This is a genomic window from Achromobacter sp. HNDS-1, from assembly GCF_040084795.1.
Taxonomy (GTDB): domain Bacteria; phylum Pseudomonadota; class Gammaproteobacteria; order Burkholderiales; family Burkholderiaceae_B; genus Achromobacter; species Achromobacter ruhlandii.
Genome location: NZ_CP157584.1, coordinates 3,898,315 through 3,919,730, shown reverse-complemented (window position 1 = coordinate 3,919,730; position 21,416 = coordinate 3,898,315). Strand labels below are relative to the sequence as shown.

Here is a 21,416-nt window from a genome sequence, read left to right as displayed (position 1 = left end):
GCGCGGCGCGTCCGACGGATATGTCGGAAATAAAAAAGGGCCGCATCGAATGCGGCCCTTTTTGCTGATCGCGGCAATCAGGACGCCGAGGTCGCCCCGATCTGCTTGGGCGCCAGCTTCGGGTTGAGCGTATAGGTGCCCGTCAGCGACGCCTGCGCCAGCACGTGCTTCTGGATGGCCCGCAACGCGTCCTCGCCCGTGAATGCCCCTTGCAAGTTCAACGTGCGCACGTCCAGCGCGTACAAGGTGAACACGTAACGGTGCACCAGCGCGTCGTTCCAGGGCGGGCACGGGCCGTCATAGCCGAAATAGTCGCCGCTCATGTCGTGGTCGTTGGCGAACCAGGACGAGTACGAGTTGATGCCCTGGCGGGCATCCAGCGGCGCCAGCGGGCCGCCCTTGCCGCGCGGCGTGATGCCGCTGGAAAAGGCGCCTTCGTCGATTTCGCGCATGTCGGCCGCCAGGTCGACCAGCACCCAGTGGAAGAAATCCACGCGCGGCAGGTCGGCGGGGACTTCGCGTCCCTCCTGGTTGACGTCGTCGGGCTTGGAGGGAACGTCCGGATCGTGGCAGATCAAGGCGAACGACTGCGTGCCCGCCGGGACGTCGTCCCAGGAAAACTGCGGGTTGTAGTTGTCAGCCAGCGCGACGTGCGATTGCGCATCGATCTTGCCGAAGGCGTAGCGCTCCGGAATCGACTCGTGATCGGAAAAAGACAAACTCGAAAGTTTCATGTCGTGCTCCTTGAAGTGCTGCGAAGGCATTCCAGCCTTGAACGTCCCTCCAGCGTATCAAAATCTTCGCGATTATGGGTTCAACTTAACACGCGCGAACTTGCGCTTGCCCACCTGGACGACGTAAGTCCCGGCAGGCAGTTGCAACGATTTGTCTTCGACCCGGTCGCCATTGACGCGCACCCCGCCCTGCTCGACGTTGCGCTGGGCCTCGGAACCCGATGCCACCAGCCCGGCCTCGCGCAGCAGCTTGAGGATGCCGACCGGCGCGCCGCCGATGCTGACCTCGGGCATGTCCTCCGGAATCGCGCCGTCGCGGAAACGCGCCTCGAACGCGGCCAGCGCGTCGTCGGCCGCCTTGGCCGAGTGGAAACGGGCGATGATTTCCTGGGCCAGCATGACCTTGGCGTCGCGCGGATTGCGGCCGCCGTCGATCTCCTGGCGCAGCGCGGCGATGTCTTCCAGCGAGCGGAACGACAGCAGCTCGAAGTAGCGCCACATCAGCGTGTCGGAAATCGACATCAGCTTGCCGAACATCGAATCGGGCGACTCCGAAATGCCGATGTAGTTGCCCTTGGACTTGGACATCTTCTCGACGCCATCGGTGCCGACCAGCAGCGGCATCGTCAGGATGCACTGCGGCTCCTGTCCATACTCCTTCTGCAGTTCGCGGCCAACCAGCAGGTTGAACTTCTGATCGGTGCCCCCCAGCTCCAGATCGGACTTCAGCGCCACCGAGTCGTACCCCTGCATCAGCGGGTACAGGAATTCATGCACCGAAATCGGGATGCCGCCCTTGAAGCGCTTGGTGAAATCCTCGCGCTCCATCATGCGCGCCACGGTATAGCGCGACGCCAGCTGGATCATGCCGCGCGCGCCCAGCGGGTCGCACCACTCGGAGTTGTAACGGATCTCGGTGCGGGCCGGATCCAGCACCAGGCTGGCCTGCGCATAGTAGGTCTTGGCGTTGGCCTCGATCTGCTCGCGCGTCAGCGGCGGGCGGGTGCTGTTGCGGCCGCTGGGGTCGCCGATGGTCGAGGTGAAGTCGCCGATCAGGAAGATGACCTCGTGGCCCAGGTCCTGCAACTGGCGCATCTTGTTGAGCACCACGGTGTGCCCCAGATGGATGTCCGGCGCGGTCGGGTCCAGCCCCAGCTTGATCCGCAGCGGCACGCCGGTGGCGCGGCTGCGGGCCAGCTTGCGGGCGAATTCGGACTCGACCAGCAGCTCATCGCATCCGCGCTTGGCAATACGCAGATCGGCTTCGACTTCGGGGGTGATGGGGGCTTCTGAAGGTGACATTTTTAGGGGGGCCGCGACGGCTTCAGCCGATAAAAAGGTGTAAAAAGTGACGAAAACTATCGAAAATTCTAGCCGAATCAGCTAGGATACCGCCCTAATCATACGCAACTGTCATATATACGCAGTTGCGCGTCCGGTTACCACCCGTTGTTCACAAGATGCGCCCCGCGCCAGCCCTTGCCCCGGAAAACGTGGCGCGCGGGGGCCGTTCGTGTCACGCACCCTGCGAGCTCATGCCACCTGAGAGGGTATCTTCACGATGAATCGTGGCCTCCACGACCTGGCGAGTAGCATCAAGCGCAAAGTTGCTGCCGTGTTTGCGCCCGTCGAACCCAAGCCCCATCGCTCGGGACTTCTCCGTCGCACTCTCCTCGTCACCGCCATGGGTCTGTTTGCCGGCGCCGCCGCCTTGGGCATGGTGCAGCAACCCGACCGCAGCGAAATCCCCCCCACCCGCGTCATCCAGAGCATCCTGCCGCTGACCACCGAACAGGTCGAAGTCAGCACGCCCAGCGCCGCGCCCTACATCAGCGAAACCCGCATCCGCGCGGGCGACACGCTGGCCGCCGTGCTGCAGCGCCTGGAACTGGATTCCCCGGATCTGCAGACCTTCCTCACCCACGACGCCAGCGCGCGCAGCATCTACAAGCTGTACCCGGGTCGTTCGGTGCAGGCCGCGACCGACGCGGAAGGCAACCTGATCTGGCTGCGCTACATCCACACCCCCGGCAACGAGGCTGACGGCCAGGTCGTCACCCGCATGCTGCACGTGGCGCGCACCGACAACGGCTACAAGGCCGAGGAAATCACCGAGAGCACCGATCGCCAGACCCGCGTCGCCGTGGGCACCATCCGCTCCTCGCTGTTCGGCGCCACCGATGCCGCCGGCATCCCGGATTCGGTCACCATGCAGATGGCCGACATCCTCAGCGCCAAGATCGACTTCCTGCGCGACCTGCGCCAGGGCGACCAGTTCCGCGTGGTCTACGAAGTGCGCTCGCACGACGGCCGCTACGCCGGCGCCGGCCGCGTGCTGGCCCTGGAGTTCATCAACGGCGGCAAGACCTACTCCGCCGTCTGGTTCAGCGCCGACAACAACAAGACCGGCTCGTACTACGACTTCGACGGCACCAGCCTGCGCGGCGCCTTCCTGCGCACCGCCCTGAAGTTCAGCCGCATCAGCTCGACGTTCGGCATGCGCATGCATCCGATCCACAAGACCTGGACCGGCCACAAGGGCGTGGACTACGCCGCGCCCTCGGGCACGCCGATCCACTCCACGGCCGACGGCACGGTGGAGTTCTCGGGCTGGCAAAACGGCTACGGCAACGTGGTCATCATCAAGCACCACGGCAAGTACTCGACGCTGTACGCGCACCAGAGCCGCATCGCCGAAGGCATCACCAAGGGCAGCAAGATCTCGCAGGGCCAACTGATCGGCTACGTCGGCGCCACCGGCTGGGCCACCGGTCCGCACCTGCACTACGAGTTCCGCGTCGACAACCAGCCGATCGACCCGCTGTCGGTCGACCTGCCCGTCGCCCGCGCCCTGGAACCCGCCGAGATCCGCGCTTTCAACCAGGCTGTGGCGCCGTACAAGCAGCAGATCCAGCTGCTCACCGAATTCCAGCAGACCCTGCCCGACGCGCTGACCAACGTGGCCAGCCGCTGAGGCGGACCTGCATGACGCACCCGCAAGGCGGCCCGCGCATCTCGATGCCGGGCCGCTTTTTTTTCCAGGCAGCCCCGACATGACCGTACCCCAGCACTTCATCGGCCTGATGTCCGGCACCAGCGTGGACGGCGTCGACGGCGTCCTGGCGCGCCTGCGCGACGGCCAGCCGCCGCAGGTGCTGGCCAGCGCCAGCCTGCCGATGCCAGCGGCGCTGCGCACCGAATTCCTGGCGCTGAACCAGGCCGGCGACGACGAGCTGGCCCGCGCCGCGCTCGCCGCCAACGAACTGGCCCGCCTGTATGCGCAGGTGAGCGCCGACCTGCTGGCCGCCGCCGGCCTGCGGGCACAGGACATTGCCGCCATCGGCGCCCATGGCCAGACGGTGCGCCACCGCCCCGATAGCGGCTATACCTTGCAATTGAACGCGCCCGCCCTGCTGGCCGAGCTGACCGGCATCGATGTGGTGGCCGACTTCCGCAGCCGAGATGTGGCCGCTGGCGGCCAGGGCGCGCCGCTGGTGCCGCCCTTTCACGCGGCCGTGTTCGGCGCGCCGCAAGGCCGCGCGGTGCTCAACCTGGGCGGCATCGCCAACGTCACGCTGCTGGCGCCCGGCCAGGCGCCGCGCGGCTTCGACACCGGTCCGGCCAACGTGTTCCTGGACGGCTGGTGCCAGCGGCACCTGGGCCTGCCCTACGATGCCGACGGCCGCTGGGCCGCGAGCGGTCAGGTGCTGGCGCCGCTGCTGGAACAACTGATCGCGAGCGAACCCTGGTTCGCGCTGCCGCCACCCAAATCGACCGGCCGCGACCTCTTCAACATGCGCTGGCTGGACGACCGGCTGGCGGCCTATGACGGCCCCAAGCCGACGCCGCAGGATGTGCAGGCGACATTGCAGCGCCTGACGGCGCGCACCGTCGCCAACGCCATCGACGCCGCCGGCGCGGACGTGCGCGAACTCTACGTGTGCGGCGGCGGCGCCTGCAACCCGGGTCTGATGCGCGAATTGGCTTACTGCCTGCAGCGCCCGGTGCATGCCACCGACGCCCTGGGCGTCCCGGCGCAGCAGGTCGAGGCGCTGGCCTTCGCCTGGCTGGCGCAGGCCTTCCTGGCGCGCCAACCCGCCGGCCTGCCCAGCGTCACCGGCGCCCGCGGCCCGCGTATCCTGGGCGCGCTATATCCCGCCTGACACGCGGCCCGCGCCCAGCAAAAAGCCCTTCGGAAAACCGAAGGGCTTTTTTATCGGCCGGACGCTTGGTCCGCGCCGTCATCTCGGCATCAAGCCGAGCGCGGCTTACACCGAGAACGACGAACCGCAGCCGCAGGTGGTGCTGGCGTTGGGATTGCGGATGACGAACTGGGCGCCTTCGAGGTCTTCCTTGTAGTCGATCTCGGCGCCGACCAGGTACTGGAAGCTCATGGGGTCGACCAGCAGTTGCACGCCGGCCTTGTCGAGCACGGTGTCGTCTTCGTTGACGACTTCATCGAAGGTGAAACCGTACTGGAAACCCGAACAGCCGCCGCCCTGCACGAACACGCGCAGCTTCAGCTCGGGATTGCCTTCCTCGGCCAGCAGGTCCTTGACCTTGGCGGCCGCCGAGTCGGTGAACACCAGGGGAGCAGGCGGGGCGGCCTGCAGGTCGACGGTTTCGGTCACTGCATTCATGATTCACTCCTGGCCGCTGGGGCCGTATTCCGATGAGCGGCTGCGCCACTCGCATGTAGTCACTATAGCGCAGGCGCCGCCCGGACTCAAAGTTCGAGCTTGACACTGCGGGAGGCACGGACCACATCGCCCTCCAGGATGCTGATGGTGACGCTTTCGGGGACAAATCCCTCGGGCAGGGCCAGGACGCCCTGGCTGCGCTGGTACTGGTCGAACTGCAAGGCCAGCGACGCCGCTGTCGTGGTTTCACCAGTGGCGGGCACCGGCCCGCTTTCCGCCTTGACCTGCATCGGCGCAAGGTCGACGGTGACGGTTTCGCCCTTGAGCGTGCCGGTGGCCTGGAACCGCAGCGTACCGGTGAACTGGGCGCCACCGTTGCGGCCGCTGCGCATCAGCAGCACCTTGTAGCGCAGCCCGCCGCCTTCGCGGTCGATCTGGGCGCCACGGATGTCCACGGTGCCTTCCGGCCCCGGCGGCAGCAATTGCTCGTAAAACGCCAACTGGTCGCGCACCCGGCCGACTTCGGCCTGCGCGGCATGCAACTGCGTTTCGAGTTCCTGGCGCGCCGAGCGCTCGATCACCAGTTCGCCGTCGGCGGTATCGAGCTGGCCGCGCAGGTAGCGCAACTGGACCGCCTGCTGGCGCATGGCTTCGTCACGCGTCTCGACCTGCGCCGCGCTGAGCACGACCGCATCGACCGGCTGGTAGACGCCGCGCGCGTAGTAATACCCTGCCGCCCCGCCCGCCAGGAGCCCCACCAGCACGCCGGCGGCGACCCGCAGGCCGGGGCCGGGGCGGGAGGTTCGAGGGGTGGCGGAGGAATCGTTGGACATGAAAAGCGGGCCGGCGGGCTTGCCGTCGGCCCGGCGCGACGTCAGGGCAGGATCGCGACCTGGTCCAGACCGATGGTCTCGGGCAAGCCGAACATCAGGTTCATGTTCTGCACGGCCTGGCCGGCCGCGCCCTTCACCAGATTGTCCTGCACCACCATGATGATGAGCTGGTCGCCGCCACCCGGACGCGACAGCGCGATGCGCAGGTTGTTGGAAGCGCGCACCGAGCGCGTCTCGGGCAGGCTGCCGGCCGGCATGACGTCGACGAACGGCTCGTCGGCGTAGCGCTGCTCGAACAGGGCCTGGAAGTCGGTGTCGCGCGCCTCGGGCTTGATGCGGGCGTAGAGGGTCGAGTACATGCCCCGGATCATCGGCACCAGGTGCGGCACGAAGGTCAGGCCGACCTTGCCGCCGGCGATCTTCTCGAGCTGGGCGACGATTTCGGGATGGTGGCGGTGGCCGGCCACGCCGTAGGCCTTGAAGTTGTCCGAGGCTTCGGAGAACAGCGAGCCGACCTCGGCCTTGCGGCCGGCGCCGGACACGCCCGACTTGCAGTCGGCGATCAGGGTCTGCGCATCGACCAGCTGCTTGCCGCCTTCGAGCAGCGGGGCCAGGCCCAGCAGCACGGTGGTCGGGTAGCAACCCGGGTTGCCGATGACGCGCGCCTTGGCGATGGCTTCGCGGTTCAGCTCGACCAGGCCGTACTGCGATTCGGCCAGGATGTCCGGGCAGGTGTGGGGAATCTTGTACCAGCGTTCGAAGGTGGGCACGTCCTGCAGGCGGAAGTCGGCGGCCAGGTCGATGACCTTGGTGCCGGCGGCGATCAGTTCCTGGGCCTGGGCCATGGCCACGCCGTGGGGCGTGGCGAAGAACACCACGTCGCAGTCGGTCAGCGTGGCCTTTTCCGGCGAGGAAAAGGCGATCCGCACGCGGCCGCGCAGGTTCGGGTACATGTCGGCCACCGGCAGCCCGTCTTCCTTGCGGGACGTGATGGAGGTCAATTCCACATGGGGATGCTGCGACAGCAAGCGCAGCAGTTCGACGCCGGTGTAACCGGTGCCGCCGACGATACCAACCTTGATACGGGAGTTCGATGCTTGGGCCATGATGTGTGCTCTTCGTAGAACGAGGCTCGATTGTATCGCTCGGACAACCGGCCTTGCCGCCCTGCGCAATCCGCGTGGCGGCCGGTGTCCGACCGGACGAAGCCCGCGGAGTTCCGCGGGCCGGCATGGGGGCCTGGGCCCCGGGATGTAAAAAAAAGCCCGCACGAGGCGGGCTTTTTTCGCAGCGATTAACGCTTGCTGAACTGCTTGCGACGGCGCGCCTTGCGGAAGCCGACCTTCTTGCGTTCGACTTCGCGGGCATCGCGGGTCACGAAACCAGCTTGCGACAGCGCGGGCTTCAGGGTCGCGTCGTAGTCGATCAGGGCACGCGTGATGCCGTGACGGACTGCGCCGGCCTGGCCGGTTTCACCGCCGCCGTGCACGTTGACCTTGATGTCGAACGATTCCAGGTGGCCGGTCAGTTCCAGCGGCTGGCGCACGACCATGCGGCCGGTTTCACGAGCGAAGAACTCGTCGACGGGCTTGCCGTTGACGACGATCTTGCCGGTGCCCTTCTTGATGAAAACGCGAGCCACCGAAGTTTTGCGACGGCCGGTTCCGTAGTTCCAGTTACCGATCATGGCGTTTCCTTAGATATCCAGCGTCTTGGGCTGCTGGGCGGTGTGCGGGTGCTCGGCACCGGCATAGACCTTCAGCTTCTTGATCATGGCGTAGCCCAGAGGACCCTTGGGCAGCATGCCCTTGACGGCCTTCTGAATGGCGCGACCGGGAAAACGCTCTTGCATCTTCTCGAAGTTCGTTTCGCGGATACCGCCCGGGTACGTGGTGTGGCGGAAGTACTTCTTGTCCTTCGCCTTGGTACCGGTAACGACGATATCGGAAGCGTTGATGATGACGATGTAATCGCCGGTATCAACGTGCGGCGTGAATTCAGGTTTGTGCTTGCCACGCAGACGACGTGCGACTTCGCTGGCCACACGACCGAGGACTTTGCCCTTGGCGTCGATCACAAACCAGTCACGTTGGACTTCATGCGGCTTGGCCACAAAGGTCTTCATGATGGTTCCTAGATATGAAAAATGGTCTCTGACTGGACGATCCAGCCAGGCTTTTCCCCTCAACTAGACAATGGAGCCGGCATCTTTCCAGCAACTGGGGTTCAGTGCCGGGTTTCAGCCGATCGGGTTTTAGCCCATCCGTTGTCCCTATCGACGTCCCGCCTAAGCGTTATTACCCGCCCGTGCAATGGTCAAAATGAGGGAAAGCCTGAAATTCTACCACGGATGCTCAAAAAATGGGCAGCCGCGGTCGAATCCAGGTGGATGGACAGGCGTTCCCGGGGGAACGACTGTCGCATTTTTAAAAGGGACGCAATTGCGCGCTGCCAGTGACCCTGCCCGCGCGCTCCTGCTCCCGTCCGTGCCGCGCGGCGCGGATCAGGCGCCCAGGTAGGCTTCCAGCACCCGCGGATGGCCGAGCAGGCCGCGGCCGGTGCCCGACAGCGCCATGGCGCCGTTCTCCAGCACGTAGCCGTGCTGGGCGATCTTGAGCGCCTGGCGCACGTTCTGCTCCACCAGGAACAGGGTCAGGCCGTCGGCGTTGATCGCGCGCAGCGAGCGGAAGATCTCCTGCACCACGATCGGCGCCAGGCCCATCGACGGCTCGTCCAGCAGCAGCAAGCGCGGCTTGGCCATCAGGGCGCGGCCGATCGCCAGCATCTGCTGTTCGCCGCCGGAGAGGTTGCCGGCGATGCCGGTGATCCGCTCTTTCAGGCGCGGGAACAGGTTGAAGACGTATTCCAGGTCCGAGTCGATGTTCTTCAGGCCGCGGCGGTAGGCGCCCAGCTCGAGGTTCTCCAGCACGGTCATGGTGGTGAGGATGGCCCGGCCTTCGGGCACCTGGACGATGCCGCGCGCCACCAGCTGGTGCGGCGCCAGGTTGGTGACGTCCTCGCCTTCGAACAGGATCTTGCCGCGCGCCTTGGGCAGCAGGCCCGACAGCGCCAGCAGCGTGGTCGACTTGCCGGCGCCGTTGGCGCCGACCAGGGCGGTGATTTCCTTGGCTTCCAGGTCCAGGTCGATGCCGCGGACGGCTTCGATGTGGCCGTAGTTGACCTCGAGTCCGCGGACTTCCAGCATTGCGCTGCTCATTGTGCGGCCTCCGCGTTGTCGGTGTCGTCGTCGTCCTCGCGGCCCAGGTAGGCCTCGATGACCTGCTCGTTGTTGCGGATCTCTTCAGGCCCGCCGCAAGCGATGATCTTGCCGAAGTTCAGCACCGCGATGCGTTCGCACAGCCCCATCACGAAGCGCATGTCGTGCTCGATCATGAGGATGGTGTAGCCGCGGTCGCGGATCGCCAGGATCTCGCGCATCAGCTCGGCGCGCTCGCCGGTGTTCATGCCGGCGACCGGCTCGTCCAGCAGCAGCAGCTTGGGCTCGGTGGCCAGCGCGCGCGCCAGCTCCAGGCGGCGCTGCTCGCCGTACGACAGGTTGTCGGCCAGGTCGTTGGCCTTGTGATCCAGGCGCATCCACGTCAGCAGCTCGTGGGCGCGCTCGCGGGCGCGCTTTTCGTGCTCGCGGTAGCCCGGCAGGCCCAGCAAGAGGCTGGGAAAGCCGTAGTTCATGTGGCGGTAGGCGCCCACCACCACGTTTTCCAGCAGCGTCATCTCCTTGAAGAGACGGATGTTCTGGAAGGTGCGGGCGATGCCCATGCGGGTGATGGCGTGCGGCTTGCGACGCAGCAGGCTCTCGCCATTGAAGGCGATGCCGCCGCCGCTGGGCGGCAGCAGGCCGGTGATCAGGTTGAACACCGTGGTCTTGCCGGCGCCGTTGGGACCGATCAGGCCAAAGATCGCGCCTTCGGGCACCGACAGGCTGACGTCATGCAGCACGTGCAGGCCGCCGAAGCTCTTGGAAACGGAGGTCAGCTCAAGCATGGCGCTTGCCTCCTTGACGCATCCAGCGCTTGAAGCGCGCCGGATCCCAGATGCCTTGCGGCAGGAACAGCACAATCACCACCAGGATCACTCCGTTGATGACCAGGCGGAAATCCGCGAACCCGCGCAGCAGCTCGGGCAGCACGGTGATGATGAAGCTGCCCAGCACGGGGCCGGCCAGGCCGCCGATACCGCCCAGGATGGCCATCGTCAGGATTTCCACGCCACGGTCGAAGCCGTATTCGTTGGGGCCGATGAAGAAGGTCAGGTGCGCATTCAGCGCGCCGGCCAGGCCGGCGATCATGGCGCCCGCCACGAAGGCCAGCATCTTGTTGGCGCGCACGTCGATGCCCATCAGGCCGGCCGCGGTCTCGTCGCCGCGGATGGCCTCGAAGGCGCGTCCGATCTTGGAGGCGCGCACGCGCCACAGCACGAACAGCACGATGACGACCGCCAGGATGACGTGCCACCACTGCGTCAGCTGCGGAATGCCGTTAAGGCCCAGCGCGCCGCCGGTGATCGACTCGGTGTTCAGCACCGTCACCCGCACCACTTCGCCAAAGCCCAGCGTGGCCATGGCGAGGTAGACCCCTGACAGCCGCAAGGTCGGCAAGCCGATCAGCGCCGCCACCAGGGCCGGCGCCGCCATGCCGCCGGCCAGCGCGACCGGGAACGAGACGTCGTAGTTCATGGTGAGCAACGCCGCCGCGTAGGCGCCGATGCCCATGAAGGCCGCATTGGCCATGGCCAGCATGCCGCAGGCAAGCGTCAGCCAAATGGAGAGGGCCAGCAGGGCGTTGGTGCCGAGCGTCAGCACCAGGTTGCCATAGATGGCCCAGAAGTTTTCGAATCCGCTCATACTCAAGCCTTGCGTTGAACCACTTTGCCGAACAGACCTTGCGGGCGCACCAGCAGGATCAGGAACAGCAGGCCGAATGCCACCGCGTCGCGCATGGTGGAGCCGATGTAGGCCACCGACAGCACTTCCGCGAAGCCCAGGAACAGCCCGCCCAGCATGGCGCCACGAATGTCGCCCATGCCGCCCAGGATGATGACCGCGATGCCCTTGTGCAGCATCGGCTGGCCCATCAGCGGGAACAGCGCGTTCGAGTACAGGCCGATCAGCACGCCCGCGACACCGCCCAAAGCGGCGGCGGCGAACGAGGTGGTGATGAAGAGCTTTTCGACGTTGATGCCCAGCAGCCAGGCGGCCTTGGGCGATTCGGCAATGGCGCGCAGGGCGCGGCCGAACTGCGTGCGACGCATCACGAACATCAGCAGGGCCATCAGCGCGAACGACAGGAAGATGATGCCCAGTTCGATCACGGTCAGGTGCAGGCCGGCGATCTCGATGACTTCCTCGGGCACGGTGCCGTGCGGGAAGCGCAGGTTGCTGGCGCCGAAGATGCCTTGCGCGCCGTTGTTCAGGATGATGCCCACGCCGATCGTGGCGATCATGGGGATCAGGTGGGGCGCATTGCGCTTGCGCAGCGGCTTGAGCACCAGGTAGTCGATGATGACCCCGGTGAACCCGGCGACGAAAAATGCCACCATCAGCGCCGCCCACAGGGGCAGCCCGAAATGCTGCACCACGGAGAGCGCCGCGTAGGCCCCCACCATGAAGACGGCGCCATGCGCGAGGTTGATCACCCCGAGCACGCCGAATACCAGCGTGAAGCCCAGCGCGAACAGTGCGTACACACAGCCCAGCGACAAGGCGTTAACGAATTGTTGTTCCAACATGATGGGACATATTCCAAATCAAAAAAGAGCCCCCACGCCGCGCCCCCTGCGTGGACTTGCCGCTCGCCAGGCTCGGCTTCGGGACCCGGGGCAGGCCTGTGTAAGGCCTTCCACGCCGCGCATTGCGTGGACCTGCCGCCCTGAGAGAGCCGTTCTATTCCTGGGGAGTCCTACGATAAAAAGCGCCTTGCGGACCGCGGCCAGCCGCGGTCCGCAAGGCGCATCCCCCCGCGCGGGGATGCGGATTGCTTACTTCTCGATGACGTACTTGCCGTCCTTGGTCACGCTGACGATCGGCGCCTGGTCGGCGTCGTAGCCGGCGGGCTTGCCGGCGCGGTCGGTGGCCTGGCGGAACTTGAAGGCGCCGGTGGCGCCGGTCCATTGCACCGAGGGCAGCGCGTCACGCAGGGCGGCGCGATCCTTGGCCAGTTCGCCGGTGATCTTGGTGTTCTTCAGGGCCTGGGCGACGATGTACATGGCGTCGTACGACTGCGCGGCGAACTGGTCGGGCGCGCCGTTGAACTTGGCCTTGTAGGCGTCGATGAACTTGACGTTCTCGGGGGCCTTGTTCTCGATCGACCACGGGCTGCCGATCCACAGGTTGTTCGACGCGCCGCCGGGGGCCAGGTCGAAGATCTTGACCGAGTTCATGCCGTTGCCGCCGATGACGGGCACGTTGATGCCCAGCTGGCGGGCCTGCACCATGATCGGGGCGCCTTCGGCCAGCAGCGCCGACAGCACGATGGCGTCGGGGTTGGTGCCCTTGATCTTGGTCAGCTGGGCCTTGAAGTCGACGTCGCCCTTGGCGAACGTTTCGGTCGTGGTGACCGGGATCTTCTGGTCTTCCAGGGCCTTCTTGAAGTTGTCGTAGCCGCTCTTGGTGAAGACGTCGTCGTTGCCGTACAGCACGGCCACGTTCTTCAGGCCGGTCTTGGCCTTGACGGTGGAGATGGTGGCGGGCAGCACGTCGGCTTCGGTGACCGAGTTGCGGAACACGTAGTTGCCGATGGAGGTGATGCCGTCGGCGGTGTTGGAGGTGCCGAAGGCGACCGTCTTGGCGGCCTGGGCGATCGGGTCGGCGGCCTGGGCCGAGTTCGACAGCGTCGGGCCGAACACCATCAGGACGTTGTCCTTGAAGATCAGCTTCTTGAAGACGTTGATGGCTTCTTCTTTCTTGCCTTGCTCGTCCTCGACCACCAGCACGATCTTGTTGCCATTGATCCCGCCCGCGGCGTTGATCTCGTCGGCCGCCAGCTGGAAGCCGTTGCGGATCGACGCGCCGTACTGGGCGGCGCCGCCGGACAGGGCTTCAGCCACGCCCAGCTTGAGGTCGGCCGCATGGGCAGCCGGGACGATGCCGGCGGCGATCAGCGCGGCCAGCAGCTTCTTGGTCTTGGATTGCATGGTTGATACCACCTTAAAGTCTGTCTCGGAATGTTGGTTATCCAGGCCGGGATGTTCCCGCCGGATTGACGTCCAATGGCGCCTGAAGGCGTCACGTTTGCGCGTCAAGACCCGGGATATTACTCCTTTGTATCAGGCCGAAACTCGAATGCCGTTCAACAAAAGGAGCAAAACCGCCCATTTTTTTGTAAAAAACACGGGGTTATCAGCGAAAACCCCACCTCCTGCCGAATGCCATTCGGCATCCGGAGCCTGCTCAACTGCGGGCGGACAGCGCCACGCCCAGGTACTGGTCGTAGGCACCCTCGGTCAAGCGGAACCAGGGCATCGCGTTGTCGCGAAAACCCATGTAGTTGTCGTGGATCGCCTTGAATTTCGGGTCCTTCTCGCCCAATTCCTTATAGACCTGCTGGGTGGCTTCGAAGGCGGCGTCCATGACCGAGCGCGGCAAGGCGCGCACCTGGGCGCCGGCCGCGACCAACTGGGCCAGCGCGGCCGGATTGCGGGCCGCATAGGCCGCCGTGGTGCGCGTATGCGCGGCCAGGGCGGCGGCCTCGAGCACAGCCTGGTAATGCTTGGGCAGCTTGGCCCAGGCTTCCTCATTGATATAGAGGGACAACTGCTCACTGGCGGCCCACCAGCTCGGACCGTAATAGAACTTCGCGGTCTTGTTCAGGCCCAGCTTGCCGTCGTCGTAGGCGCCCGCGCCGGCCACCGCGTCCGGACCGGACTTTGCCGCGCCCTCGCCGGGTTTGGCATCATTCGCGGCCGCGGCATCCTTGGAGGTTCCGGCGTCCTTGGCGGCCCCGGCATCCTTGGCAGCCCCGGCATTCTTGGCGTCCTTGGCCGCCGCGACATCCTGCGGCACGACGCCAAGACGCGCCAGCACCTGCGCCGCGAGGCCGTCGACGCGCATCTTCAGGTCTTTCAAGTCAGTGGCGCGCTTGATTTCGCGGTTGGACCACAGCCCCATCTGCGGGCCGGTATTGCCCAGCGGGAAATTGACGATCTTCTGCGCCTTGAACAGTTCGCGGGTCAGGCGCAGGCCATCACCCTCGAGCATCCAGGCGTCCATCAGCGCGGCGTCCAGGCCGAACGGCACGGCCGCGTCGAAGCAGAAGGCGGGATTCCTGGCGAAGTAGATGGCCGATGACACGTGGGCGCATTCGACCTTGGCGGCGCCGACCGCGTCCATCAGTTCCAGCGCGGGCGCGACCTCGCCGCCGTCCACCTGCTTGATGCTGAACTTGCCGCCAGTGGCCTCGGAGACGAACTTGCGGAAAATCTCGCCAGCGCCGACACGCAGGTCCAGCGCGGCCGGGAAGCCCGACGCCAGGCGCCAACTGATCGAAGGGGAATCCTGCGCCAGGGCGGGAGCGCTGACCGCCGCCCCCGCCGCCATGGCGCCCAGGCCGGCCTGCTTCAAGAATGAACGTCGTTGCATCTCTTTGCTCCTCTACAGCGATACCAGTTTGAGCAATACCCGCCGGATATTACACGTTGCCATCGCCGCTGACGGCTAGAGGAATTCCCGAGCGGTCAAGGATTGCAAAGGGCGGCCCGGCCATGTCCGCACCACGGCGGCGGCGTGGCCGCGAGGCGAAAACGACAACGCCCGCCTGTCGAGGCCCGCAGGCCCCGCGCAGGCGGGCGCAGGTCGCGCTCGCACCCGGGATCAGGTGCCCGCGATCGCCATCTGCTCGATCAGGATCGAGCCGGTGGTCTTGGTGCCGCGCGAGATGGTGTCCGCGCCCACCGCGACGATCTGGCGGAACATGTCCGACAGGTTGCCGGCGATGGTGACTTCCTGCACCGCGTGCTGGATCTGGCCGTTCTCGACCCAATAGCCGAACGCGCCGCGCGAGTAGTCGCCGGTGACGTAGTTCACGCCCTGGCCGATCAGCTCGGTGACCAGGAAGCCCGTGCCCATCTTCTTGAGCATCGCCTCGAAATCGTCGCCGCGGCGCGTCAGCGTGGAGCTGAAGACCAAGTTGTGCGAGCCGCCCGCGTTGCCGGTGGTCTGCATGCCGAGCTTGCGCGCGGTGTAGGAGGACAGGAAGTAGCCTTCCAGCACGCCGGCCGACACCACGTTGCGCTTGCGGGTGCGCACGCCTTCGTCGTCGAACGGCGAGCTGCCCATGGCGCCGCGGATGTGCGGGTCTTCGGTCAGGTTGATGTGTTCCGGGAAGATCGGCTTGCCCAGGGCGTCGAGCAGGAAGCTGGCCTTGCGGTACAGCGCGCCGCCATTGGCCGCCTGCGTCAGGGCGCCGACCAGGCCGAGCGCCAGCGGCGCCTCGAACAGGACCGGGAACTTGCCGGTGCGGATGCGGCGCGCCGACAGGCGCGACAGCGTGCGCTCGGCGGCATAGCGGCCGACGGCCTCGGGCGTGGCCAGCTTGGCCGGATCGCGCTCGGAGGTGTACCAGTAATCGCGCTGCATGCCGTTGCCGCGCCCGGCGATGGGCGCCACCGACAGGCTGTGGCGCGAATACGGGTAGCCGCCCAGGAAGCCACGGGTGTTGCCCATGACGAACTGGCCTTCGTAAGTGCCGACCGTGGCGCCATCGGTGTTGGTGATGCGGGCATCGACCTCGCGCGCGGCGCGCTCGGCGCGCAGGGCCAGCTCGGCGGCCTCCTCGGTGGAAACCGTCCAGGCGCGATGCAGGTCGAGGTCGGGGAATTCGGTGGCCAGCTGGTCGGCGTCGGGCAGGCCGGCGGCCGGATCGGCGGCGGTGTGGCGGGCGATGTGCCAGGCGGCTTCGACCGTCTGGCGCAGCGCGGCTTCGGAGAAGTCGGAAGTCGAGGCGGAGCCGCGGCTCTGGCCGGCGTAGACCGTCAGGTCGAGCGAGCGGTCACGGGTCTGTTCGACGGTCTCGATGTCGTTCTTGCGCACCGACACCGACAGGCCCAGGCTTTCGGAGACTTCGGCCGCGGCGTCCGAGGCGCCGATCTGGCGCGCGTAGGCCAGGGTTTGCTCGACGAGTTCGGAAAAACGCGCGTGATTGGCCGCCAGCGGCAAGGAGGAGGAGGATTTGACCATTGCTGTCCAATTTGCAGAGACGGTTATCATAGCCAAGTCTGTCATTGCGCAGTTTTCCATGAATTCCCACATCGAAGAAGAATCCACCGACGGCTACGACGAGAACGGCTACGATCGTCCCAGCAAGTCCCAGGTCAAGCGCGACATGCACGCGCTGCTGGATCTGGGCAAGCAGCTGATCGAACTGTCCCCCGAACGCCTCAAGCAGTTGCCCCTGGCCGAACGCCTCTACGAAGCGATCCGCGAGGCGCAGCGCACCACCAGCCGCGAAGGCCGGCGCCGCCAGACCCACTTCGTGGGCAAGCTGATGCGCGACGCCCCCGCCGACGAGATCCGCGCCCAGCTCGACGTGTGGGAAAACGGCTCGCGCGAGGAAACCGCGGCCATGCACCGCCTGGAAACCCTGCGCGACCGGCTGCTCGACGACGACGACGCCCTGACCAAGCTGCTGAACGACAATCCGCAGGCGGATGTGCAGCAGCTACGCGCGGTGATCCGCGCCGCCCGCAAGGAAAAGGCAGCCAACGCCGTGCTGCTGCAAGGCCAGGAACCGCAGAAGAAGCACTATCGCGCCCTGTTCCAGGCCCTCAAGACCCTCACCCACTGATTGCGCCCGCCGTCCATGAACGCCCCCACCGACCTGCTCGATTGCATCGAGATCGAAACCGCCTCCAATCCCACGCACGCCGTGATCTGGCTGCACGGCCTGGGCGCCGACGGCAACGACTTCGCGCCCCTCGTGCCGGAGCTGGACCTGCCGGCCGGCCTGGGCGTGCGCTTCGTCTTCCCCAATGCGCCGGTGCAGCGCGTCACCATCAACAATGGCATGGCGATGCGCTCCTGGTACGACATCCTGGTGATGGACCTGGTGCGGGTGGAAGACGCCAAGGGCATCCGCGCCTCGGAAGCCGCGATCCACAAGCTGATCGCGCGCGAGAACGCCCGCGGCGTCCCGACCTCGAACATCGTGCTGGCGGGCTTCTCGCAGGGCTGCGCCATGACGCTGCACACGGGCCTGCGGCTGCAGGACAAGCTGGCCGGCATGATGGGCCTGTCGGGCTACCTGCCGCTGCTGGACAGCGCCGAGGCCGAGCGCGCCCCGGCCAACCAGCGCACCCCGATCTTCCTGGCCCACGGCCTGTATGACCCGGTGGTATCGCTGCCGCGCGCCGAGGCCTCGCGGGCCGAGCTGGAGCGCCTGGGCTACGACGTGCGCTGGCACACCTACCCCATGCCGCACTCGGTCTGCGCCGAGGAAGTGGCGGACATCTCGCGCTTTCTGAACCAGGTGCTGGTGTAACGCGGGCGGCGCGCGCCGCGCCGCCGCCTTCCCCCGAGGCCCGGATTCGCCGGGCCGTTCGCACGGGGATTCCCTGCTTTGTATACCAAGTGGTATTCCAGCCCCGAATTTTCCGGGGCACCACTTCGCTCGTCCATAGAGAAAAACGCCAATACCAAAACGCTTGTCGCTCGCGATTGTTGAATATAGTATTCAATCCAAGCCGTATTGGCCCGATCGCAATCGCCTCGGGCTTCCCTGTTGTTGCAGTCGATCCATCCCATTGGCCGTGCCGCGCCGGGTTTCGGCGAGGCATATAGACGCAGGAGAAAGTCCCGTGAAGCCCTTGCCATTGCCTCGCCTGGCGGCGGCGGCGCTGCTTGCCGCCGTCCTCGCCCCTTTCGCCAGCCACGGCGAAGCCCTCAATCCCCCGGTAAAGGTACGCTACGAAGAGGTGGTCCGCTCCATCCTCTACGTGCCCAAGTACGTCGCCCTGTCGCAGGGCTATTTCAAGGACGCCGGGCTGGACGTGTCCATGAAGACCTCGCAGGGCACCGACAAGGGCATGACCGCCCTGCTCTCGGGCAGCGCCGACATCGTGCTGATCGGTCCCGAAGCCTCGATCTACGTGCAGAACAGCGAATCGCCGGTCAAGCCGAAGATCTTCGCCGGCCTGACCGCCACCGACGGCTTCTTCCTGCTGGCGCGCAAGCCGGTCGAGAAATTCGACTGGAGCATGCTCAAGGGCAAGGAGGTGATCGGCTTCCGGCCCGGGTCGAACCCCATCGTGTTCCTGGAGACCGCGCTGCGCAAGCACGGCCTGGACCCGCAGAAGGACGTCAAGCTGCTCAACAACATCGGCATCCCCGCGCGCGCCGGCGCCTGGATGGCCGGCCAGGGCGAGTACGGCATCTTCCTGGAACCCGAGGCCGGCGAACTGGTGCGCAACGGCAAGGGCTACATCGTGGCCTCGGTCGGCCATGAGGTCGGCCAGGTGGACTACACGGTCTTCACCGCCACCGACAAGTACATCCGCGACAACCCCAAGGTGATCCAGGCCTGGACCAACGTGGTGGCGCGCGCCGAGAAATACGTCAAGGACACGCCGGCGGCCACGCTGGCGCCGCAGATCATGACCTATTTCCCCGGCATGGACGCGGCCGCGGTGACCGACGCCATCGAGCGCTACAAGCAGTACCAGATCTGGAAGACCACGCCGCTGGTGACGGCCGAGGCCATGAGCCAGCTGCAGGACATGCTGATCGCCAGCGCGGTCATGAAGGATAGCGCCCGCGTCAAATACGAAGACGTGGTGGTGGCGGACTTCGCCAGGAAGGTGCCGTGATGAGCGCCGTCGTCCACAACCTCAAGCCGGACCCGGCCACCGCCAAGATCGAACTGCGCGATGTCTGCCTGAGCTATTTCACGCCGGAGGGCGAGACCGAAGCGCTGTCCCAGGTGTCGTTCGCGCTGGCGCCGGGCGAATTCGTCAGCCTGATCGGCCAGAGCGGCTGCGGCAAGAGCACGCTGCTGTCGCTGATCGCCGGCCTGCACGCGCCAACCTCGGGCACGGTGATGATCGACGGCCAGGCGGTCACCGAACCCAACCCGCGCATCGGCTACATGCTGCAGCAGGACTATCTTTTCGAGTGGCGCACCATTCTCGACAATGTCATGCTGGGCGCCGAGATCCAGGGCCGGCGCGATGCGCGCAGCGAGGCGCGGGCCGTGCACCTGCTGGAAAAGTGCGGACTGGGCGCGTTCCTGTCGCACACCCCGCGCCAGTTGTCGGGCGGCATGCGCCAGCGCGCGGCGCTGGCGCGCACGCTGGTCACCGAGCCCGACGTGATCCTGCTGGATGAACCGTTCTCGGCGCTGGATTCGCAGACCCGGCTGGCGATCTCCGACGAGGTCGTCGACATCCTGCGGCGCGAAGGCAAGACGGTGGTGCTGGTGACCCACGATATCGGCGAGGCCATCGCCATGACCGATCGCGTCATCGTGCTGTCGCGCCGGCCCGGCCGGCTCAAGAGCCAGTACCGCATCCATTATGGCGACGGCGCGCGCCCCACGCCGTTCCAGGCCCGCTCGCGGCCGGAATTCAATGCCTACTTCAAGCAGCTCTGGGACGAGCTGGACGTCCATGTGGAGGGTTGAGCCGTGAACGCACCGATTGCCAACACCGTGCCGCTGCGCGCCGTGCCCGCGCCCAGCCAGAAGTACCTGGACTACCTGCGGCGCGACCGCGCCCGCCGCCGCAACATCCGCATCGCCCAGGCGCTGCTGCTGGTGGTGTTCCTGTGCGCCTGGGAGATCCTGCCGCGCATGCACATCCTGAACCCGCTGCTGACCAGCTATCCGAGCGCGCTGTGGCCGACCTTCCTGGAGCTGTGGAACCAGGGCAACCTGGCCCACCACATCGCCACCACGCTGTCGGCCACGCTGGTCGGCTTCACGCTCAGCATGGTGATCGGCATCATCGTCGCCGCCGCGCTGTGGTGGTCGGACTTCCTCTACAAGGTGCTCGATCCGTTCCTGGTGGTGGCCAACGCCATGCCCAAGATCGCCTTCGTGCCGATCTTCTACCTGTGGCTGGGGTCGGACTACGCCGTCTACGGCATGGCCGTGGCGATCGCGGTGTTCGTGACCATCATGGTGGTGTACGCCGGCTTTCGCGCCATCGACCTGAACAAGGTCAAGCTGGCCCGCACCTTCGGCGCCAGCCGCTGGCAGGTGCTGACCAAGGTGGTGCTGCCCGGCAGCGTGCCGACCCTGATCGCCGCGGTGAAGATGAACATCGGCCTGGCGCTGGTGGGCGTCATCGTCGGCGAATTCCAGTCGGCCGACTCGGGCCTGGGCTTTCTCATCATGAACGGCAGCCAGGTCTTCAAGCTGAACATCGTCATGACCGCCATCGCCATGCTGGCGCTGATCTCCAGCGTCATGTACCTGGTGGTGTACCGCATCGAAGCCGCCGTGGCGCGGCGTTACGGATAAGGAGCCGCCATGCAGATTCCGCAATGGGTGCAGGACCGCGTCATCGCCCGCCAGGGCTGCCTGCATCCCTACGACAGCCTGCCCGGCGCCCGCACCGCGGTGGTGGTGATCGACATGCAGCAGTACTTCACGCTGCCCGGCTACCAGGGCGAATGCGCGGCGGCGCGCGACATCATCGCGCCGGTCAACCGCCTGTGCGACGCGGTGCGCGCGGCCGGCGGCACGGTGGTCTGGGTGCAGACCGCCTCCGACAACGCCGACGCCTTCTGGTCGCACCACCATGGCGTGATGCTGACGCCCGAGCGCAGCGCGCGGCGCCTGGAAACCCTGCGCCGCGATGCGCCGGGTTTCGCCCTGCATCCGGACCTGCGGCCGGCCGACAGCGACCTGCGCGTGACCAAGCGCTTCTACAGCGCCATGGCCACGGGCTCGTCGGAACTGGAGCCGCTGCTGCGCGGACGCGGCGTGGACACGCTGCTGATCGCCGGCACGGTCACCAACGTCTGTTGCGAATCGACGGCGCGCGACGCCATGATGCGCGACTTCCGCACCATCATGGTGGACGACGCGCTGGCCGCGGTGACGCCGGCCGAACACGAAAACGCCCTGCACGGCTGGCTGCTGTTCTTCGGCGACGTGCTGTCGGTGGACGAGGTGGCGACGCGGCTGCGGCCGGCGCAGGCCGCGCGCAAGACGGCCTGAAGCCGGCATGGCCGCGGCCGGGCGCGGGCACGCGCCGACCGC

At 66.4% G+C, this 21,416-nt stretch carries 22 protein-coding genes; 8 read left to right on the top strand and 14 right to left on the bottom strand.

Annotated features, from left to right (window positions below):
- Window positions 1–77: 77 nt before the first annotated feature.
- Entirely contained in the window at window positions 78–734 is a 657-nt protein-coding gene (locus tag ABFG95_RS18125; protein ID WP_049077430.1) for a YbhB/YbcL family Raf kinase inhibitor-like protein, read from the bottom strand.
- A 72-nt stretch (window positions 735–806) separates the two neighbouring features.
- Window positions 807–2,036, bottom strand: coding sequence for a tyrosine--tRNA ligase (gene tyrS, locus ABFG95_RS18120; protein ID WP_049071178.1), 1,230 nt, complete (start codon window positions 2,034–2,036; stop codon window positions 807–809).
- A gap of 259 nt (window positions 2,037–2,295) precedes the next feature.
- Between tyrS and ABFG95_RS18115 the strand changes: the two genes are divergently transcribed.
- Together ABFG95_RS18115 and ABFG95_RS18110 are read left to right on the top strand one after the other, a co-directional pair.
- Window positions 2,296–3,708 carry a peptidoglycan DD-metalloendopeptidase family protein gene (locus ABFG95_RS18115; RefSeq protein WP_049071177.1) on the top strand — a complete coding sequence of 471 codons (1,413 nt, stop codon included), beginning with the start codon at window positions 2,296–2,298 and terminating at the stop codon, window positions 3,706–3,708.
- A 79-nt stretch (window positions 3,709–3,787) separates the two neighbouring features.
- Window positions 3,788–4,897, top strand: coding sequence for an anhydro-N-acetylmuramic acid kinase (locus ABFG95_RS18110; protein WP_068958320.1), 1,110 nt, complete (start codon window positions 3,788–3,790; stop codon window positions 4,895–4,897).
- Window positions 4,898–5,002: 105 nt separating this feature from the next.
- Here the strand turns inward: ABFG95_RS18110 and erpA are convergent, their stop codons facing one another.
- The 12 genes from erpA to pmbA form a co-directional block, all read right to left on the bottom strand.
- Window positions 5,003–5,374 (bottom strand): iron-sulfur cluster insertion protein ErpA, encoded by a 372-nt coding sequence (erpA, locus tag ABFG95_RS18105; RefSeq protein ID WP_006388644.1) that lies wholly within the window; start codon window positions 5,372–5,374, stop codon window positions 5,003–5,005.
- Between the two features lie 86 nt (window positions 5,375–5,460).
- Window positions 5,461–6,207, bottom strand: coding sequence for a DUF6776 family protein (locus ABFG95_RS18100; protein WP_238909479.1), 747 nt, complete (start codon window positions 6,205–6,207; stop codon window positions 5,461–5,463).
- Window positions 6,208–6,248: 41 nt separating this feature from the next.
- Window positions 6,249–7,313 carry an N-acetyl-gamma-glutamyl-phosphate reductase gene (gene argC, locus ABFG95_RS18095; protein WP_348994825.1) on the bottom strand — a complete coding sequence of 355 codons (1,065 nt, stop codon included), beginning with the start codon at window positions 7,311–7,313 and terminating at the stop codon, window positions 6,249–6,251.
- A gap of 188 nt (window positions 7,314–7,501) precedes the next feature.
- Window positions 7,502–7,894, bottom strand: a complete 393-nt coding sequence (gene rpsI / locus ABFG95_RS18090; protein WP_006388641.1) for a 30S ribosomal protein S9 — start codon at window positions 7,892–7,894, stop codon at window positions 7,502–7,504.
- 9 nt (window positions 7,895–7,903) lie between these two features.
- Window positions 7,904–8,332 (bottom strand): 50S ribosomal protein L13, encoded by a 429-nt coding sequence (gene rplM / locus ABFG95_RS18085; RefSeq protein WP_006217309.1) that lies wholly within the window; start codon window positions 8,330–8,332, stop codon window positions 7,904–7,906.
- 378 nt (window positions 8,333–8,710) lie between these two features.
- A complete protein-coding gene (locus tag ABFG95_RS18080; protein WP_006388640.1) occupies window positions 8,711–9,424 on the bottom strand; it encodes an ABC transporter ATP-binding protein in 714 nt (237 codons plus the stop codon).
- Entirely contained in the window at window positions 9,421–10,209 is a 789-nt protein-coding gene (locus ABFG95_RS18075) for an ABC transporter ATP-binding protein (protein ID WP_049071173.1), read from the bottom strand. The genes ABFG95_RS18080 and ABFG95_RS18075 overlap by 4 nt, the downstream gene beginning before the upstream one ends.
- Window positions 10,202–11,068, bottom strand: coding sequence for a branched-chain amino acid ABC transporter permease (locus tag ABFG95_RS18070; RefSeq protein ID WP_006388638.1), 867 nt, complete (start codon window positions 11,066–11,068; stop codon window positions 10,202–10,204). Before ABFG95_RS18070 ends, ABFG95_RS18075 begins: the two co-directional genes overlap by 8 nt.
- A 2-nt stretch (window positions 11,069–11,070) precedes the next feature.
- A complete protein-coding gene (locus ABFG95_RS18065; RefSeq protein WP_006388637.1) occupies window positions 11,071–11,952 on the bottom strand; it encodes a branched-chain amino acid ABC transporter permease in 882 nt (293 codons plus the stop codon).
- Window positions 11,953–12,201: 249 nt separating this feature from the next.
- Window positions 12,202–13,356: an ABC transporter substrate-binding protein gene (locus tag ABFG95_RS18060; RefSeq protein ID WP_049071171.1), complete on the bottom strand. Its 1,155-nt coding sequence runs from the start codon at window positions 13,354–13,356 to the stop codon at window positions 12,202–12,204.
- 256 nt (window positions 13,357–13,612) lie between these two features.
- Window positions 13,613–14,800: an ABC transporter substrate-binding protein gene (locus tag ABFG95_RS18055; protein WP_278993066.1), complete on the bottom strand. Its 1,188-nt coding sequence runs from the start codon at window positions 14,798–14,800 to the stop codon at window positions 13,613–13,615.
- Between the two features lie 231 nt (window positions 14,801–15,031).
- On the bottom strand, window positions 15,032–16,396 hold the full coding sequence (gene pmbA / locus ABFG95_RS18050; RefSeq protein ID WP_006388634.1) for a metalloprotease PmbA: 1,365 nt from the start codon (window positions 16,394–16,396) through the stop codon (window positions 15,032–15,034).
- A 58-nt stretch (window positions 16,397–16,454) separates the two neighbouring features.
- Between pmbA and yjgA the strand changes: the two genes are divergently transcribed.
- From yjgA to ABFG95_RS18020, 6 genes are all read left to right on the top strand, one after another.
- Entirely contained in the window at window positions 16,455–17,003 is a 549-nt protein-coding gene (gene yjgA, locus ABFG95_RS18045; RefSeq protein ID WP_049071168.1) for a ribosome biogenesis factor YjgA, read from the top strand.
- Between the two features lie 15 nt (window positions 17,004–17,018).
- Window positions 17,019–17,696: an alpha/beta hydrolase gene (locus tag ABFG95_RS18040; protein WP_348994824.1), complete on the top strand. Its 678-nt coding sequence runs from the start codon at window positions 17,019–17,021 to the stop codon at window positions 17,694–17,696.
- Between the two features lie 316 nt (window positions 17,697–18,012).
- Entirely contained in the window at window positions 18,013–19,020 is a 1,008-nt protein-coding gene (locus ABFG95_RS18035; protein ID WP_049071164.1) for an ABC transporter substrate-binding protein, read from the top strand.
- The gene (locus tag ABFG95_RS18030; protein ID WP_006388630.1) at window positions 19,020–19,832 is read left to right on the top strand and encodes an ABC transporter ATP-binding protein; all 813 of its coding nucleotides are present in this window, start codon (window positions 19,020–19,022) and stop codon (window positions 19,830–19,832) included. The genes ABFG95_RS18035 and ABFG95_RS18030 overlap by 1 nt, the downstream gene beginning before the upstream one ends.
- A gap of 3 nt (window positions 19,833–19,835) precedes the next feature.
- Entirely contained in the window at window positions 19,836–20,672 is an 837-nt protein-coding gene (locus tag ABFG95_RS18025; RefSeq protein WP_049071162.1) for an ABC transporter permease, read from the top strand.
- 9 nt (window positions 20,673–20,681) lie between these two features.
- Window positions 20,682–21,374, top strand: coding sequence for an isochorismatase family cysteine hydrolase (locus ABFG95_RS18020; protein ID WP_049071161.1), 693 nt, complete (start codon window positions 20,682–20,684; stop codon window positions 21,372–21,374).
- Window positions 21,375–21,416: the final 42 nt, after the last annotated feature.